Raw genomic sequence first — 16987 nt, 5'->3', positions numbered from 1 at the left:
GGGGGCTTTTTAGCCCTCTTTTTTTTTGTGCTTTTTCAGTCTTTGACAAAAACAAAATATATTTAATTTACAATTAAATATTGCATAAAAAATTGAAAATCTGTTAGAGTTTAATTGAAAGTCTGTTAAATTTCTTTTACTTATAATTAGGAGCAAATATATGAAAAAATTATTGTTAATTATCGCTACCAGTACAGCTCTTTTGACTTCTGCCGCATCATTTGCCGATGAAAATCAGCCTGCAAATGTAATGAAAGCAAATCCAAATGAACATCGCTTTTATCTAAAATTTGAAGGTGGTGCAAGTAAGTTAAATACAACAAAGTCTGACGAACCTAGCAATCTCTCTATAACAGCAACGTTCAAGAGTAAATCAAATACCGCTGGTATTTTTGGTGTTGGTATGGGTTATTATTGCATGGAAAATGGCAGACTAGAATTTACACTTAATGCTTTAGTCGGTTCAGAAGCTAAAGACTTTTTCACCATTAGTAGTCATTCTCTTAAAAAACAAGTAACGGTAAACGGAACGGCAATTCGTAAAGCTAATATTACGTCATTGTTGTTCAGTGGTTATGTTGATTCTCCTAAAGTAGGAGGTATTTTTCAGTTCTTTGTAGGGGGTGGTATTGGTTTAGCTCACATAAAAGAAAAAACTAATGTGAATTTTGTTACTACCTCAAAAGAAACATTATATATATGGGGCAAAGGAGATGTAGAAACCTCAGCTAATTCTACTACATTTAATGTTGAGGAAAAGGCTAATTCTACTAACGTTGCTTGTCAGATAGTTGCCGGTGTTTCGGCTGATATAACTAATGGCGTAAAGGCTGAGATTGCATATAGCTGGAAAAATTATGGGAAAGTAGTATACAAAGAAATGAGGGCTTCAGAGGTAGGTTATGCTTATGGACCTAACAAGGTAGTTTTAGGACATACCTACAGAGGTCATAACTTGATTGCTGGTATAAGGTTTGATCTCTAATAATCAACAGTTATAGTCAATTGATGAGAAATTGGTGACGTTGTTATTTATCGCTCGGCGATTAGATGTAAGGCTATAAATACAGATAATCCTTTTGTACACTGGGTTATGTAGTAATTTTGAGCAGGACTTATAATAAAATATCAAGTCAATAGCAGGAATGTTTTGACAATTTCAGATATAAAATGTATCAAATAATGGAAGACTTGAATTATTTTTAAATAACGCGGGATCTGCGTATTGTGATAATAAAAGAACTTGCAATAATGTTTAAAAAATAAATTAAGTGGTTTAATATGCAAAAAAAGAAAAAACCTCATACCCCTATTATACCTGCTGCTAATCGGAAAACCAATAATTCAGAGGCGGTTGATGCGATGTTTGGCAATATAATGATGGATATGATGAAAGAAGGTCAGTGCGGTCATGATCATGATTTAGAGGGTGATTTCTATGCAGAACAAATGATGAGTATTTTACCTAACATTATCAGGTCTACCATTGATATGGCAAAGTTGGTGATTGATAATAGAGTAAGAAATTCTGATAGAATGACAGACGATGATATTTATCAAATTCACCGTGACGCTTTTAAACATCTTAATAGTGTATTTACTGAAGATTAATGATAGCCGGTTGAGTAACAGCAATTATAAATTCATCTTACGTATGGCATATAGAAAATAGCTTGGTATCATTGCACATAGGTGTCAGTTTAAGAAAACAATAGTTGAAAAATCGTCATTGCGAGGAGCCACTTTAGTGGCGACGAAGCAATCCAATAAATGTGGATTGCCACGACCACTACGTGGTCTCGCAATGACGACTTTTCTGTAATTTTTAAATTGCCACAAAGTTATGCGTAAGGTAAGTAAATTATCAATTTTATTATGCTTTACTACGATGCAAGCCTTGCATATCAAGGTTCTTATGAATTTTCTAATCCAGAATTTGGGTTACAAATAATAGGCTTCGCTCCATCGTTCCTAGTACTACAGTTGTAGATTGAATGTGAGTGTTCACGGAAAAAAGGTTAAAGTATAAGATGTCATTGCGAGGAGGTTGCCAGACCACAACTGTTGAAAGTTAGAAGGTAAAGCGGGTTTTAGATAGGTTTTCTGTCATTGCGAGACCACGTAGTGGTCGTGGCAATCCATCTTTGGTTACTTTTATGGATTGCTTCGTCGACCTAAGGTCTTTCTCGCAATGACGTTGACCACATACGATTTTTAAACTATCCGGTCTAAAACCGCTTCCTCTTCTAACTTTCAACAGTTGTGGTTGCCAGACCGACGAAGCAATCCAGGAAAGTGATTAGAAATGGATTGCTTCGTTGACCTTACGGTCTCCTCGCAATGACGCTTGGTGATCAGGTTTTTTTATTCATCACAAAAAAATAGCAAAAAAATCGTGAATGCTCACATCTAAACTACAACTGTAGTACTAGCATCAACTTTTCCTAAGTTGGCTATAACTAAAAATATTTAGCAAATTTTCCACATTATCAGTATCAGCAAGCTTATTATTTTTATATTCTCGACATTTAAGGCATTTATGGGTCAAGACCAAACCTTTTTTACCATCTATTTTATAAGAAATTGGTTGCATTAGCCCATTACATCCAGATGCCCTATCGCCAGGATTAATATCTACATGCTTACTGTAGAAACATATTGAGCAATGATTAGTATAACCATTGCCTTGGATAAATTCACCACACATCTCACAAATAAAATCTTCCTTATTTCTATAAAACTTTTTTGCTACCATTAATTTAACTTATTATTTGGATATATTTCTTGATCATCCTTTTTACTGAATCATCCAGCAGGAGTTCTTGGTGATTGCCAGCAAAATCTAGCCATCTTAAATCATGTGATTCGGCATTTTTTACAAAACAATCGTTACAAACGGTTTTTAATAAAAATCTCACATCATAATGATAATGCTCCTGCTCTTTAGCATTATAGTCAATTGATGAGAAGTTGGGGACGTCGTCGCTCATCGCTCGCCTATTACTTATAGGCGTCGCTCCATCGCTCCTAGCCCCAAATTCTCCTGAATTGACTATAGTAGGAATAAAATGAACATCTATATCGTAAATTTGTTTAGAAACTGGCTCAATATCTAAAATTCCAGATTCTTCTTGAGCCTCTTTAATTGCTACAGCTAAAAGATCATTATTACCATCACAATGCCCTCCTGGCTGCAACCATTTACCCAACTTACGATGATGCATCAATAAGAATTTTGTTTTACTAGAATTAAGCAAAAATCCTGAACTAGTAAAATGCCCTTCTTTTGTCTCTCTACTAAAAGGATTTTCACAATTATCTAAAAAGTCTAACATCCTTTGTTTATACTCATTTTCTTCTTGAAAATTGCTGACATAATTTTTTATATTCTCACGCAAGTTCATAATATTTCTTTTCGTCCAATTTCGGTCATTTCTATTACCAGCTGCTTTATTTTTCTGATTTCTGACTTATTTGCGATCAGTAACGCATCTTTAGTATTAATAATTATTATATTATCCATTCCTATTACCGCAGTAAGCTTATTATTAGAGCTAATATATGAATTGGTACTATCAATGTTGATCACATCACCTTCACAGTAATTATTGGTTGTATCTTTCTCTTGCATTTGCCATAAAGAATGCCAATTACCAATATCATTCCAACTAAAATTGTCTTCTATCATAATCATTTGCCTAATATTTTCGATTATAGCATAGTCTAAAGAAATTGGTGTAATATGTAGATATGGTTCTAAAGCAAGAGTTATATTATCACAATTTATAGTTGCAGAATAATATGCTTTATATGCATGTTTAAGTAGTTCCTTTTGCCATAATTTAGCCTGCTCTAAAATAAAATCTATATTAAAAATAAAAATTCCTGAATTCCAAAAATATTTGCTATTTTTATATTTGTCATTTTCTTCTAAATAATTTTGTGCCTGTTGAATAGTAGGCTTTTCTACAAATTGTTCAGTTTTATAAATTCTATCTGCTAATAACTTCTTTATTTTAATATAACCATATTCGCTATTTGCAAAACTAGGTCTAATGCCAATAGTACAAATACCAAATTTTGCCAAATAATTCAAAGATTTATTAATAGTATCTAAGTAGTTATTAACATTGTGTATATAATGGTCAGAAGGCAGCAATATAATCGTATCATAGCCATTATTCTTTGCTTGAATAGCTGATATAATCGCACATGATGCTGTATTTTTAGCCACAGGTTCTATTATTAAATCTGCTTCTATATTTAGCTCTCTAAGTTGCTCCTGTGCTATTGATTCATAATCCTTAGCAATTATTAAAGTTGGTTTGCCTAAAGTTTTATTGGTAATCAAAGTTTTTTGGATTAAACTAAAATTATCAAATATTCTGATGAATTGTTTAGGTTGCATTTGTCTCGATAATGGCCATAATCTTGTTCCTAGACCACCAGCCATAATTACTGGTTTTATTTTCATCGCTATTAATTGTATTAATTTCCAACTAATTCAATTAATAGTATAAAATATATGACAAGTCTACTAAAAATAAATATAAGAAACCTGTATGCACAAAAAAAATAAAAAAACTAATAAATTTTTCTTTAAAGTAGTTGGGATAATTATAATTATCTATGGTTTGTATCGAGGTTATGTAGAGTTTTATGATCACCAATGGAGGTATGTGACTCCTACCGACCAACAAGTACAGAAATATACAATTAGTGCAGATACAGCCCTACACTTATACCAATTAATGAAAGACACTCATGAAATATTGACTAAACATAACATAAATTATTGGATTGAGGGCGGCACGCTTCTTGGAGCAGTAAGACACCAAGGTATTATACCTTTTGATGATGACTTAGATATTGGCATAATGCATGCTGATGAAATCAGATTACAAGACATATTAACGGATTTCACAGAGTTAGGTTATAAAGTTCGCCATCAAGATTTTTACACAATATGTGATAAGAGATGTATAGATATATTTATCTTTCGCCAAAAAGGTAACAAATTTTTATATAGTAATTTTAGAACACTACATAGATTTCCCAATGATTTCTTTTATATAAATGAATTATTTCCACTGAAAAAATATCAATTTGGTGAGATTGAAATTTATGGTCCTAATGAATCTAAAGGGAATCTAGATAGATATTACCCTGCATGGGATAAATATGCTGTAATTCAACAACCGCATAATTTTCATGTTACCCTTTCACCTATTGAACAAAAGACTAAATTTATTTTAACTCCGAAATTATTAGAACCAGCTAAACCAACTGGCCCTTTAGAAAATCGGGTAATTCCCAAATCATTAATTAAATAGTTAGTTGAATTCAACAGAATCGAGGAATTAGAATAAACACTGTTAATATTTGATTTATAGGATTAATATGTTAGACTATACTTAGTTGTGAATTAAACATCAAAATTTGAAGGCTTAATGAAGTTTCAAAAAGAGTCGGTTATTTTAAATAACGAACAAGACTCTATATCGTTTGCACAAACTATTGCTAAAAATTTAGAGTCTAATAAAATTATAACTTTTTCAGGTGATTTAGGTTGTGGAAAAACATTTATCTGTCGAGAGATTATAAAGCATTTTTGTGAATCTGATATTAATATCAGCAGCCCTACTTTTAATTTGCTACAAATCTACAAGACTTCAAAATTTATGATTTATCATTTTGATCTCTACCGTTTAAATTATTTAGAAGAAATTTATGAACTAGGTATAGAAGAAGCCTTGCAGGGCAATATTTGTCTAATTGAATGGCCAGAAATAATTGAAGAAATATTACCGCCACCTATAACTAAAATTCATCTACAAATACTCGAAGATAATAAACGATCTTGTAGTATTTATCATTTCTCATAATCTAACCTCAATTCGGGATAAAAATAAGCAATATCACAAAAATAATGAATACAGCTATTAGTGGAGCAAAAAAATCTGTTATAGTCAATTGATGAGAAGTTGGTAACGTTATAAATCTGATTAGTATTTAACCTCAGAGTCTTGCGAGGAGCTACTTTAGTAGCAACGAAGCAATCCAGAAAACGAGTAGAAATGGATTGCTTCGGAGGCTTATGCCTCCTCGCAATGACAGCATGATGGGTACTTATTCGACACTAATTCAGGTTATACGAAGTATGTTTGAGTTTCAATTCAACAAAAAATAATTAGTAATGACCATTGATAATATTATTGTATTACTATATTTGATATCGATACTTGTTATTGGTATCTACTATAGATCTAGACTTAGAGGTTTTGCCAATTATGCTACCGTTCAAGACAAGATTAAAAATAGCAGGATATTATTAGTTGCAACTATTTTTACTTCATCGGTTGGCGGAGCTACTACTTTGGGTATTGCAGAAAAAGCTTTTTCTGGTGATTTATCGTATAGTTATGGACTGATACTCTCTCTACCAGTCGATATACTAATAGCTATTTATCTTGTACCCCAAATAACTAAACATTATGGAGCAGAAAGTGTTGGCGATATAATGGCAAAATATTATGGAGAAACAGGACGTTTTATTGCTGGCATCACAACTATTATGGTATCTATAGGCTTTGTTGCTGCCCAAATTAGTGTTAGTGGATATATTTTTCAATATATTTTAAAAATTAACTACTTAGAAGGAACTCTATTAAGTTATGGGATTGTTATTATCTACACAACTATTGGTGGGTTACAATCAATTATGTTTACTAATTTACTACAATTCTTCGCGATGATAATTGCTTTGCCAATTATTGCAATATGTGGTCTTAACAAAATTGGTATTAGTGATTTTATCAACCAATTACCTATTGAAAAAGTATATTTTATTCATCATAATAATTTTGCCAGTGAGCTATTTATTAATACGATAACCGCTATGCTAGGATTTTATGTAATGAACTTATATCCTATTTTTATTCAAAGAGCTTTAATTAACAATAATGCCAAAAAGACTAGTAATGCTATATATATAAAATCAAGTATATATGCTATATTTTTAATATTTATAACCTTAAATGGGTTAATCGCCTATAATCTTTACCCCGACTACTCTTCTAATTTAGCATTGCCACACCTAATTGATCAAATAGTTCCTTCAGGGTTACAAGGCTTTGTGATAATTGGCTTACTTGCATCAGTCATGTCTACTGCTGATTCTGATTTAAATGTTACCTCAATAGCTCTAGTGAAAGACTTGTTGACTCCTATTTTTAAAATACAGAATCAAAAGAAATTATTGCTAATTACTAGAATTACTAATGTTGTAATCGGAAGTTTTGCCATAATCATCGCTTTAAAATTTGATAATGTAATTGATCTAGTAGTGTTTATCACCGGGTCTTGGGGACCAATAATATTAGTTCCTCTAATATTTGCCTTTTTCAACATCACTATAACACAAAGAATGATGATTCTATGCGGATTAAGTGGAGCCTCCTCTTTCTGCATTTGGACATATTTTTTTGCTAGTAATTTTCGACTAAAGGGTGTCTTTATTGGTACTATGTGTAGTTTGTTAGTTTTTTGCATAGGATTACTTAGAAAAAGGCTCGGTTATGTTACAAAATTCTAAACTTATAGGCAGTGATTTAATAAGATATCACCTCGAGAATGCACCTAGCCTGCCTGGAGTTTATAAAATGCTGAAAGCTGATCGGCAAGTTATCTATGTAGGCAAAGCTAAGAATCTAAAAAAACGTCTTACTAACTATATTAAAACTGATCTTGATAATAAAACAATATTAATGATCTCTCTAACGCATTATTTAGAGTATAATGTTACTAATTCTGAGGTTGAAGCTTTATTGCTCGAAGCCCAGTTAATTAAAAAATTTCAACCTAAGTTTAATGTATTACTTAAGGATGATAAGTCTTTTCCTTATATTAAATTACGCTTAGATGTTGATTACCCACAATTAATTAAATATAGAGGAAAGAACTTATCTGGTGGCGAGTTTTTTGGTCCATTTGTTTCCTCAGAGCAAGTCGATACTACCTTAAAAGAATTACAGAAAATTTTTAAATTACGGTCTTGTAGTGATAATTATTTTAACAATCGCAAACGCCCTTGTTTACAGTACCAAATTGGTCGATGTTCTGCCCCATGTGTTGAGAAAATTAGTAAAGAAAATTATAGTGAACTAGTATGCCAAGTAAAGAATTTCTTAAATGGTAAAACTAAAGAACTACAAAAAACTTTATCTCACAAAATGGAAGAATTAAGTATACAATTACGTTTTGAAGAAGCTGCCGAAATACGAGACCGAATAAAAGCACTAAGTTATATCCAACTAAAATCAACTTTATCTAGTAATTCTATTAAAAACGCTGATGTTATAGCTATTGTTGAAAAGAATAATTATTATTGTATTCAGCTATTTGTATATAGATTTGGTCAATCTTATGGGAATATAGCGTACTTTCCGTTTAATACGGAGGGTAATAATAAATCAGAAATATTGACACAATTTATAAATCAATTTTATCAAAATGCTCAAATTCCGAATGAGATAATTATAAACCATCCTATCATTGATTTAGAATTAGTAACCAAGGCTATTAGACAATTGAGTGGGAATAGCAAATTTAACATCAGACTATACTCGAATGATCTGGAGAATTGGAACATAAAACAAGGGGTGAGCGAGCGGAGCCTACATGAAGTACGTGAGTGTGAGTACACGAATCCCCCGAAGTTTTGCGGAGCCAATTCTTCAAAGCATTCGAGTATAAGATTATTAGAGAATGCTGAGTTTAATGCCCAATTATCACTTAATCAGCATTTAAAACAATTTGCTAAAAATCAAATTATCTTTCAACAAATACAACAATTATTCTATCTGCCTACCATACCAGATAGAATTGAAGTTTATGATAATAGTCACATTATGGGAACATTTGCCGTAGGTAGCATGATTGTTGCTAACCAATCAGGTTTCGATAAAAAAGAATATAGAATTTTTAATATATCTATTCCCCAAGGGAATTCCCAAGGTGATGATTATGAGATGTTAAGAATCGTCTTAACAAGAAGATTTACTAGATTAAAAAAAGAACATCTACCAAATGAGCATGCAAGTACCAACTTCTCATCAATTGACTATAAAACTTTAATGATTATCGATGGAGGCAAGGGGCATCTATCTGTAGTACAAAAAATAATGAAAGAATTTGATCTTAAAATTCCAGTTGTTTGTATGTCAAAAGGGCCTGACAGAAATGCTGGATGTGAACAATTTCATATGCCTAATAAAGAGGCTTTTACAATCGATAAGAGTCTTCCGGTCATGAAATATTTACAAATTTTGCGGGATGAAGCACATAATTTTGCTATAAAAAACCATAGGCTACGCCGTTCCAAAGCCATTAAAGTTTCTAGTCTAGATGACATAAGTTCAATTGGTGTCACCCGAAAGAAAGCCTTGTTACATTATTTTGGCTCATATAAAGCAATATGTGATGCCACTATTGATGAATTATCTAAAGTCAATGGTATAAGCCAAACCCTTGCAAAAAACATTTTTACATCGTTACATAATAAATAATAGACTACTTATTGTTTATACAGAATAATGCAAATAGTAACTCACCTTACGCATGGCATTTGAAAGTCATATAGAAAATAGTTTGGCGTCATTGTGAGAAGCTACTTTAGTAGCATTGAAACAATCCAAATGGATTGCCACGACCACTATGTGGTCTCGCAATGACAGATAACGTCATTGCGATGAGCCGCTAAAAGCGGTGACGCAGCAATCCATTTTTGTGTCACCCCTGCGTAGGTAGAGGGGTCTAGATTTCCGCCTACGCGGGAATGACAAATTTTGCGTTTAAAGATAGATGTCGTGACTCGGATATATTCAATTTTCCTTCAAACAACCTACTATTTATAAGCTCTGCAAAAAACTTGATTATCGAGTAATAGATAAATTCTGTTGCATCAATCATTCAAGTAAATTAAACTAGTAAAAGTGATTGGTTCGCTAAAAGAGAGTTAATGAGAACGATTGATGCTTTTAAAGAAAAACTCATTTATCTGAGCTAACTAAAAAATATTATCATTTTATAATTGTGACGCAATATGTTTAAAAATTTATTACAACTTTACAGCATGGTAATTTGTCTTTTTGCTAGCCTGACTCTTATGTTCACATTGGTGCAAGTTATGCAAAATATTGCAAGTCTAGTATTACCAGAATATAAGTATAATCATGGTATAGCTAAATTTAACTCTGTCGAAAACTTTATTAATTCGAAGAATCCACAGGAAGCGGAAAAGATTAGATTATTAAGTAAAATAGAAATAGACAAAAAGATAAATCTTGAAAAAACAAATTATATGCAAGAAGTAGAAAAAGATACAATATTTAATCTAATTAGTAATACTACTTGGGTAATTACTAGTTTAATATTTTTTATTATCCATTGGTTGCTGTATAAAAAATCATCCAAGCATCATTGCGAGGAGATACTTTAGTAGCGTGAAGCAATCTATTTTTAATCACTTTTATGGATTGCTTCTTCGGCTCACGCTTCCTCGCAATGATGCGTGAACGCTCATTCATATACTATCACCTAATTCAATTGCTTTACTAATATCTGATTATTTTATTCTATTAACTGAGGCAGGTGAGAAGAAATCGCCTTGCATCGCATCTATTTTTAGATTGATTAAAAATTTGGCAATCTTACCATTCTCAACAAATTCTGCTACAGTTTGAATACCCAAATCCTCAGAGATGTTAATTAATCTTTTAATAAAGTCTTGACTTTGCAGATCGCTAGTGATGTTACGTACGTAACTACCATCAATTTTAATAATATCTATTGGCAAATTTTGTAATTGCTTAAATGAAGTAAACCCAGAGCCGAAATCATCTAAAGCAAATTTGCAACCGTATTTTCTTAATCTGTGCATGAAGTACGTTATTTGTTGATAATGCTGATTAAGGCTAGTCTCAGTAATTTCGATAATTAATCTTCCTGAAACATCATATGTTTGTAATAATTTTTCTGCTATTACTAGCAAAGGAGAATCTAATGTGCCAATATTTGAAATATTAACTGATAGCATCAAGTCTGGGTTAGCATCTAATTCTTTGATTGCCATTTCTAGCACTACTTGATCTACTATAAAAATTAAACCTTTCTTTTCAGCCTCTGGGATTATTGCTCCTACAGAACATAGATAGTTATTTGTATCAGGAATCCTTAATAAACATTCATAGTAATGAGCTTTCATTGTTTTACGGTCAATAACTGGCTGATAAGCAAAAACCATTGTTTTGTTTAATAGGGATTTTCTTAAGAGATTAAGCTGTTTATTGGACTCTTTAATGTATTCTATATTATAATATTTAGAGTCATACTCACGATAATAATTTTGGTCACCTGGATAAGAAATTAGCCAGTTCAATAAATTATAAATTTCTTCAGCTTTATTGTTAAATTTGGGAAATTCTATGCTAGCAATACTACAATTCATATAAACTGTAGGTAATAGATCATCAACATAAAGCTGGGATAATAAATGTGCTTTTAGGGCAATTTCTTTAACTAGATTTGGGTCTAATATCGGTAGAACTAATAATATTCGATCATGTTCAATGTGTTTATAAATTGATGTGACAGAATTGCTAATTAACTCATTGCAAATTTCAGAAATAATTTTATTAAGTTTGTCAATTATGTGAATGTCTTTTGCCATCATAGCATTTAATTCGTCATAATTTAATAGCTTAAAAGAGATGCAATATCCACGCTCTACTTTATCAAGCTCAAATTGTAAATTTCTAATTTTCGTATCTAATTTCACCATAACTCAAATAATATAAATTTACTAAATACTAAAATCCTAGTAGAATGATACAAGTAAAAATTTTATATTATAAAATTATGAGCAAAATAAATAGAATAAAAAGCAAATTAGATGTGTTAAAACCACATTATTGTGAAATAGTTGATGAAAGTTCCAAACATGCCAGCCATACTGGTGGAACTACTGAGAGCCATTTTAGGGTTAAAATTTTTTCAGCAGCTTTTATAGGAAAAAGCTTGCTAGAACAACATAAAATGATTAACAATCTTTTAGCAGATGAGCTAACTAGTGGATTACACGCCTTATCAATTGATACGAAAAAACCTAACTTGCCTCATAGGAACGATGGAAAAACGCCCATATGTATGACGAGTGAAGACGTTACCAACTCATCAATTGATTATAGACGTTTGTGAATTGGAAATTTAGCTATAGAATCAGTCTTTAATTTTATTTAGAGTGTGATATATATGATACATAACGAAAAAGAATCTACGTCGTTTGAGAACCTTAAAGATTCAGAAACAAATAGTGCTACAATTGACGAATCTACTATTGATACTCCTAGCGTTAAAGAGAAGCCGAATGAATTAAAAGTATCTCCTCTAGATGAAACTCTAAGTAATTCGGTAGATAATCAAATAATTCAACCAAAAGAAAGAAAAGCAAGAATTATCAAAAGCCTTGACGATATGGAGCTTGGACGTATCAATAAGTTAAAAACTACTTCTGCTGCAAAATCTGTAAGAAGTAAGGATGATTTGTCGATAATTGAGCAAGAACAAAGTGAGAAATTAAAGTCGATTAAAACAAATGAGATTAGAATTTCAAATGAATTTCTAAAATCTTTAGAACAAAAAAATAAAGAAATAAAGACAGAATCAAAAATAAAAAGAGCTATCTCTTACATAATTTCTGCTTGGGAGTGGACAAAGAAGACCAAGGCTTTCAAGGCTATAGATTGGTTGTTAAATACAAAATTAGCCAAAATTGCACTCGGTAGTGCTGTAAGCCGGACTATTACGGCAACGCTTGCAATAGTAGTATTAACTGGGATATCCCCCCCTGCAGCCTTAGCCATGGCAGCAATAACATTAGCTGGGGTAGCTGGAGGTATGGTAGCTGATGCTATTAAAACAAGAAAGATTCGTAAACTTGCCCAAGAAAATGATCTATTAATGCAAAATCGAGGAGATATAAGTAAACAACAATATTTATTAGAACTGGATCCCAAGCTAGCCCAGCTATTGGGTAATAAATTACACGTCCCAACATCTGCTCCAGAAGAAAATAAACATTATCACTACATATCTTCCAAAGCAGAACTGGCATTTAATACAAGTAAGTTTTTTATGGAGAATATTCAGGACGCAGCTACTTTAGCATCCAATATAATTGCAGCTAGCACTGGTAATCCTGCTAAGATTGCTGCAGCGATTAAATCTGGTACAGCTTCAGCGATTACTTTGATTACCTCAGGTTTAACTGAAAAACAATCAGCTGATCTTGTTACAGCATTTAAAATTAATATTAATAACGAACTACATAAGAGTGATGTTGCAGATTATCATAATTTACAAGAGTTGCGTAAGATTGTACAAAAACAACATATTCAAACTACTGCTCTGACTGAGTTGATGCGAGATAAAGATTATTTCAAGTTAACTGATGAGCAAAAACAAAATAAATTTGATGTGTATCAAGAAGCTTTAACTGAAATAAGGCTCGACAAAAATTATAGAAAATTAACCGATGAGCAAAAACGAGATATGCTTCATGCAACAGTAAATAAGCTTGAAGAAAAATCTAATGAACAAGAAACTGAAACTAAAGAAAAGACAAAAAGTAGTAATAGACTGATATCAGCGGCAAAAGGCACGCTAAGCTTTTTAAGAGATTTAGGTAGGGCAAATGATCCTTTTTATGAACAACCTGAAGTTAAAGGTGACAATTCATTAACCAAATCTATGAATGCTGCCAAGAAATCTGCTGAAGAAATAGTAACTCCTGCAGTTATAGAACAATTACGAAAAAGTAAATCTACGTCAGATTTATTGCAAAAAGAGAATAATGTTCATCAGAAAAATTTGCAAAGAAGCCATTCTTCAGATCGGCATCTTGAACGATAAATTAAATTCTCAGCTTACGCATGGCATTTAAAAGTCATATAGAAAATAGCTTGGCGTCATTGCGAGAAGCTACTTTAGTAGCGACGAAGCAATCTATATGTGGATTGCCACGCTCACATACGTTCGCTCGCAATGACATTTTGTACTTTTCCGAAATTTTTAAATTGTCATGTGGTTTATACATAAGGTAATGGTATGGATCTACCCTATATACAGAATGAATATTAATGGTTATTCTTCTAGATTTAATATATTAAAACAACAATAGGGAGACCCAAAATGGAATATAACACAATAGGAATAGATTTAGCAAAAAATATTTTTCATCTTCATGAAGTAGATAAATATGGAAAAAATTAACAAGGGAGAAGTTTTTAGATTTTATGGCTAACCAACCAAAATCATTAGTAGGCATGGAAGCATGTGGTGGTTCTAATAATTGGGCTAGAGAAATGATAATATTGATGGTAAATAAGACAAAGTAAGTTAGCGAATTCCATCAGGGCTGAAGCACTTTGTTGTGCTTCAAGTCGAATACATGACTGCATTTGCTTTTTTCTGTCAAGTATTATTTTTTTTCTTGCATTATTGGGTAGATCCATACATGAGTAATTTAATCTTTCATTAATCTACCTAATTTTTATTTTGAATAAATGCAACTTATGTTTTATAATGATATCATCCTAAAAACTCTCATATAGCTTTAATTTTATGCAAAATGTAGAAATTATTGAGACTATCTCTACATCAATATCATGTTCTGGCAGAGAGTCGCCTTATGATCATCCAAGAATTTATTTGGAAATTGATTCAACCAAAGGTTCTATTATGTGTCCTTATTGTAGTAAAAAATTTGTGTTAATTAAGTAATGAAGATAAAACTCCTATCAGATAGCACTATAAATCGTATCGCTGCTGGAGAGGTAATTGAACGACCAGCTTCGGTGGTAAAAGAACTAGTTGAGAATGCTATTGATGCAGCTAGCACTAAGATAGATATAATGCTTGAGCAAGCAGGCAAAAATCTTATTGTTATTTCTGATAATGGAATAGGTATGTCTGAGGATGACCTAAATATTGCCATAGAGCGTCATACTACTTCTAAACTTGATGAGCTAGATTTATTAAATATTCACACTTTTGGCTTTCGCGGAGAGGCATTACCTTCTATAGGATCTGTAAGTAAGATGCTAATTACTTCAAAGGCACGTGGAGCTGATAGAGCATATCAGATGCAAATTAGTGGTGGGAGTAATAAAGGAAGTAAGCCTACCATTCACAACGAAGGTACTAAGATTGAAATACGAGATTTATTCTTTGCTACTCCTGCAAGATTAAAGTTCTTAAGATCTGATAAAACCGAATTTGCAGCTTCATTAGATGTAATAAAGAAAATTGCATTAGCTCATCCTAAAATCAGTATTAATTTATCTCATGATGGTAAAAATATTCTAAAAGTAAAAGGACAAGATGGTAATTTTGACGAAATTCTAAAGCAAAGAATAATTGATATAGTAGGTTCTGATTTTATTGAAAATTCGGTTCATATTAATCTACAAAGACCAGAAATTTCAGTATATGGCTTTACTAGTATTCCTACCTTTAATAGAGCTTCTGCTGAGGATCAGTTTTTATTTGTTAATAATAGACCGGTTAAGGATAAATTACTACAAATCGCTTTAAGAGTAGCATATCAGGATTACTTAGCTCGGGATAGACACCCAGTTTCAGTTTTGTTTCTACAAATAGATCCCCAAATGGTTGACGTTAATGTTCACCCTGCCAAAACAGAAGTAAGGTTTCACGATCCAAATACCATACGGGGATTACTGGTAAGCTCTATCAAGGATGCCCTTGCCACGAAAAGTCATATGGTTTCAACGAATATTGCCACAACTGCCTTAGGTCTTTTTCGAAATACAGCAACTACTAATAATGCGGTTAAAACAAATATACCATTACAAAAAAGTCCTAGCTCTTCAAAAAAAATATACCCGGATAATTTAACTCCACATAATTTGAGCGTATCTGATAATAGCAGTACTTATCGAGCCCAAAATTTAACTCTCCCTAAATCCAACCAAAATAGTTCTAATATTCAACAGCCATTAATAAAGACTGAACCTCATGCTAAAGTAGAGGTAGTAGAGGACTCTATAGTCAATTCAGGAGAAGTTGATGCTAGGAGCGATGGAGCGACGCCTATAAGTAATAGGCGAGCGACGAGTGACGACGTCACCAACTTCTCATCAATTGACTATACCCATAGCGATTGTAACAATGGGTTACTCGGAGCGGCAAGAGCACAATTGCACGGTACTTATATAATATCACAAACAGCAGATAGTATTGTTATCGTAGATCAACATGCAGCCCATGAACGTTTGGGATACGAAAAAATTAAACAGACGATAAGTAATAATGGGCTAATTAAGCAGAGATTACTGATACCTGAGATAGTAGAATTACCAGATGTCAAAAGAGCCGATTTATTATATAATAAGAAGGCAGACCTTTCTAAATTAGGTTTAAGCATAGAAAAATTTGGCGAGCGATCCATCATTGTATCAGAGGCTCCAAGCCTATTAGGAGATATCAATATAAGCCAACTTATTCAAGACTTAGCAGATAATTTATCTGATCTTGGCGAAAATATTTCCTTGATTCAATTGATTGAACATGTTACAGAAACATATGCATGTCATTATTCTATCAGAGCAGGTCGTAAATTATCTTCTGAAGAAATGAATGAATTGTTAAGGCAAATGGAGAAAACCCCTTTTTCAGGTCAATGTAATCATGGTAGACCAACTTACATTGAACTCAAACTCAAAGATATTGAGCGATTATTTGGACGTACATAATTAGACCTCCTGCAAAACTATACTTCTGCTGGTAATTTGGACAATGATGCGGTACTCGAATCCTCACGTACATTAGAGTACGCTGCGGTTCTGCGTTCCGCGTCTCCTTCAAATTCCTCAGCATAAGCGAGTTTTGCAAGAGGTCTATTGATAGC

General features: G+C 32.3%; 14 protein-coding genes and 2 pseudogenes. 12 read left to right on the top strand and 4 right to left on the bottom strand.

The genetic code is table 11. The features are described 5' to 3' along the window. The first annotated feature begins 160 nt into the window (after positions 1 to 160). On the top strand, positions 161 to 985 hold the full coding sequence (locus AAGD20_RS02485) for a hypothetical protein (RefSeq protein WP_341749263.1): 825 nt from the start codon (positions 161 to 163) through the stop codon (positions 983 to 985). 296 nt (positions 986 to 1281) lie between these two features. Further along, the gene (locus tag AAGD20_RS02480) at positions 1282 to 1611 is read left to right on the top strand and encodes a hypothetical protein (RefSeq protein ID WP_341749262.1); all 330 of its coding nucleotides are present in this window, start codon (positions 1282 to 1284) and stop codon (positions 1609 to 1611) included. An 823-nt stretch (positions 1612 to 2434) separates the two neighbouring features. Here AAGD20_RS02480 and AAGD20_RS02475 read toward each other — a convergent pair. Genes AAGD20_RS02475 through AAGD20_RS02465 form a run of 3 tightly spaced genes read right to left on the bottom strand, consistent with a single transcriptional unit; the run spans position 2435 to position 4474 of the window. Continuing rightward, positions 2435 to 2755 (bottom strand): RNHCP domain-containing protein, encoded by a 321-nt coding sequence (locus AAGD20_RS02475; RefSeq protein WP_341749261.1) that lies wholly within the window; start codon positions 2753 to 2755, stop codon positions 2435 to 2437. Between the two features lie 4 nt (positions 2756 to 2759). Further along, a complete protein-coding gene (locus AAGD20_RS02470) occupies positions 2760 to 3404 on the bottom strand; it encodes an NUDIX hydrolase (RefSeq protein WP_341749260.1) in 645 nt (214 codons plus the stop codon). Beyond that, positions 3401 to 4474, bottom strand: coding sequence for a mannose-1-phosphate guanylyltransferase (locus AAGD20_RS02465; protein WP_341749259.1), 1074 nt, complete (start codon positions 4472 to 4474; stop codon positions 3401 to 3403). The genes AAGD20_RS02470 and AAGD20_RS02465 overlap by 4 nt, the downstream gene beginning before the upstream one ends. A gap of 88 nt (positions 4475 to 4562) precedes the next feature. On the opposite strand from AAGD20_RS02465, the gene AAGD20_RS02460 reads away from it, so the two are divergent. From AAGD20_RS02460 to AAGD20_RS02440, 5 genes are all read left to right on the top strand, one after another. Further along, a complete protein-coding gene (locus tag AAGD20_RS02460) occupies positions 4563 to 5333 on the top strand; it encodes a LicD family protein (RefSeq protein ID WP_341749258.1) in 771 nt (256 codons plus the stop codon). A gap of 117 nt (positions 5334 to 5450) precedes the next feature. Then, the gene (gene tsaE, locus AAGD20_RS02455) at positions 5451 to 5885 is read left to right on the top strand and encodes a tRNA (adenosine(37)-N6)-threonylcarbamoyltransferase complex ATPase subunit type 1 TsaE (protein ID WP_094649111.1); all 435 of its coding nucleotides are present in this window, start codon (positions 5451 to 5453) and stop codon (positions 5883 to 5885) included. 311 nt (positions 5886 to 6196) lie between these two features. Then, a complete protein-coding gene (locus tag AAGD20_RS02450; protein ID WP_341749257.1) occupies positions 6197 to 7594 on the top strand; it encodes a sodium:solute symporter family protein in 1398 nt (465 codons plus the stop codon). Beyond that, positions 7578 to 9566, top strand: a complete 1989-nt coding sequence (gene uvrC / locus AAGD20_RS02445; RefSeq protein WP_341749256.1) for an excinuclease ABC subunit UvrC — start codon at positions 7578 to 7580, stop codon at positions 9564 to 9566. The genes AAGD20_RS02450 and uvrC overlap by 17 nt, the downstream gene beginning before the upstream one ends. A 536-nt stretch (positions 9567 to 10102) precedes the next feature. Continuing rightward, positions 10103 to 10498, top strand: coding sequence for a hypothetical protein (locus AAGD20_RS02440; protein ID WP_094649802.1), 396 nt, complete (start codon positions 10103 to 10105; stop codon positions 10496 to 10498). Positions 10499 to 10624: 126 nt separating this feature from the next. Here the strand turns inward: AAGD20_RS02440 and AAGD20_RS02435 are convergent, their stop codons facing one another. Next, a complete protein-coding gene (locus tag AAGD20_RS02435) occupies positions 10625 to 11839 on the bottom strand; it encodes an EAL domain-containing protein (RefSeq protein ID WP_341749255.1) in 1215 nt (404 codons plus the stop codon). A 77-nt stretch (positions 11840 to 11916) separates the two neighbouring features. Between AAGD20_RS02435 and AAGD20_RS02430 the strand changes: the two are divergent. From AAGD20_RS02430 to mutL, 5 genes and pseudogenes are all read left to right on the top strand, one after another. After that, positions 11917 to 12153 (top strand): annotated as a pseudogene (locus tag AAGD20_RS02430) (BolA family protein); the annotation flags it as partial. Positions 12154 to 12309: 156 nt separating this feature from the next. Continuing rightward, the gene (locus AAGD20_RS02425; RefSeq protein WP_341749254.1) at positions 12310 to 13968 is read left to right on the top strand and encodes a hypothetical protein; all 1659 of its coding nucleotides are present in this window, start codon (positions 12310 to 12312) and stop codon (positions 13966 to 13968) included. A gap of 279 nt (positions 13969 to 14247) precedes the next feature. Further along, positions 14248 to 14423: pseudogene (locus tag AAGD20_RS07085) on the top strand (IS110 family transposase); the annotation flags it as partial. 256 nt (positions 14424 to 14679) lie between these two features. Then, positions 14680 to 14838: a zinc-finger domain-containing protein gene (locus AAGD20_RS02420; protein ID WP_094649254.1), complete on the top strand. Its 159-nt coding sequence runs from the start codon at positions 14680 to 14682 to the stop codon at positions 14836 to 14838. Continuing rightward, positions 14838 to 16832, top strand: coding sequence for a DNA mismatch repair endonuclease MutL (gene mutL / locus AAGD20_RS02415; RefSeq protein WP_341749253.1), 1995 nt, complete (start codon positions 14838 to 14840; stop codon positions 16830 to 16832). The genes AAGD20_RS02420 and mutL overlap by 1 nt, the downstream gene beginning before the upstream one ends. Positions 16833 to 16987: the final 155 nt, after the last annotated feature.

The organism is Candidatus Tisiphia endosymbiont of Sialis lutaria, from assembly GCF_964026535.1.
Lineage (GTDB): Bacteria > Pseudomonadota > Alphaproteobacteria > Rickettsiales > Rickettsiaceae > Tisiphia.
This window is presented reverse-complemented; position numbering and strand designations above follow the sequence as displayed.

What these genes read in the sequence shown, in the direction of transcription:
- AAGD20_RS02485 (WP_341749263.1), top strand. Translation starts at nt 161, where the DNA reads ATGAAAAAATTATTGTTAATTATCGCTACCAGTACAGCTCTTTTGACT.
- AAGD20_RS02480 (WP_341749262.1), top strand. Translation starts at nt 1,282, where the DNA reads ATGCAAAAAAAGAAAAAACCTCATACCCCTATTATACCTGCTGCTAAT.
- AAGD20_RS02475 (WP_341749261.1), bottom strand. Translation starts at nt 2,755, where the DNA reads ATGGTAGCAAAAAAGTTTTATAGAAATAAGGAAGATTTTATTTGTGAG.
- AAGD20_RS02470 (WP_341749260.1), bottom strand. Translation starts at nt 3,404, where the DNA reads ATGAACTTGCGTGAGAATATAAAAAATTATGTCAGCAATTTTCAAGAA.
- AAGD20_RS02465 (WP_341749259.1), bottom strand. Translation starts at nt 4,474, where the DNA reads ATGAAAATAAAACCAGTAATTATGGCTGGTGGTCTAGGAACAAGATTA.
- AAGD20_RS02460 (WP_341749258.1), top strand. Translation starts at nt 4,563, where the DNA reads ATGCACAAAAAAAATAAAAAAACTAATAAATTTTTCTTTAAAGTAGTT.
- tsaE (WP_094649111.1), top strand. Translation starts at nt 5,451, where the DNA reads ATGAAGTTTCAAAAAGAGTCGGTTATTTTAAATAACGAACAAGACTCT.
- AAGD20_RS02450 (WP_341749257.1), top strand. Translation starts at nt 6,197, where the DNA reads ATGACCATTGATAATATTATTGTATTACTATATTTGATATCGATACTT.
- uvrC (WP_341749256.1), top strand. Translation starts at nt 7,578, where the DNA reads ATGTTACAAAATTCTAAACTTATAGGCAGTGATTTAATAAGATATCAC.
- AAGD20_RS02440 (WP_094649802.1), top strand. Translation starts at nt 10,103, where the DNA reads ATGTTTAAAAATTTATTACAACTTTACAGCATGGTAATTTGTCTTTTT.
- AAGD20_RS02435 (WP_341749255.1), bottom strand. Translation starts at nt 11,839, where the DNA reads ATGGTGAAATTAGATACGAAAATTAGAAATTTACAATTTGAGCTTGAT.
- AAGD20_RS02425 (WP_341749254.1), top strand. Translation starts at nt 12,310, where the DNA reads ATGATACATAACGAAAAAGAATCTACGTCGTTTGAGAACCTTAAAGAT.
- AAGD20_RS02420 (WP_094649254.1), top strand. Translation starts at nt 14,680, where the DNA reads ATGCAAAATGTAGAAATTATTGAGACTATCTCTACATCAATATCATGT.
- mutL (WP_341749253.1), top strand. Translation starts at nt 14,838, where the DNA reads ATGAAGATAAAACTCCTATCAGATAGCACTATAAATCGTATCGCTGCT.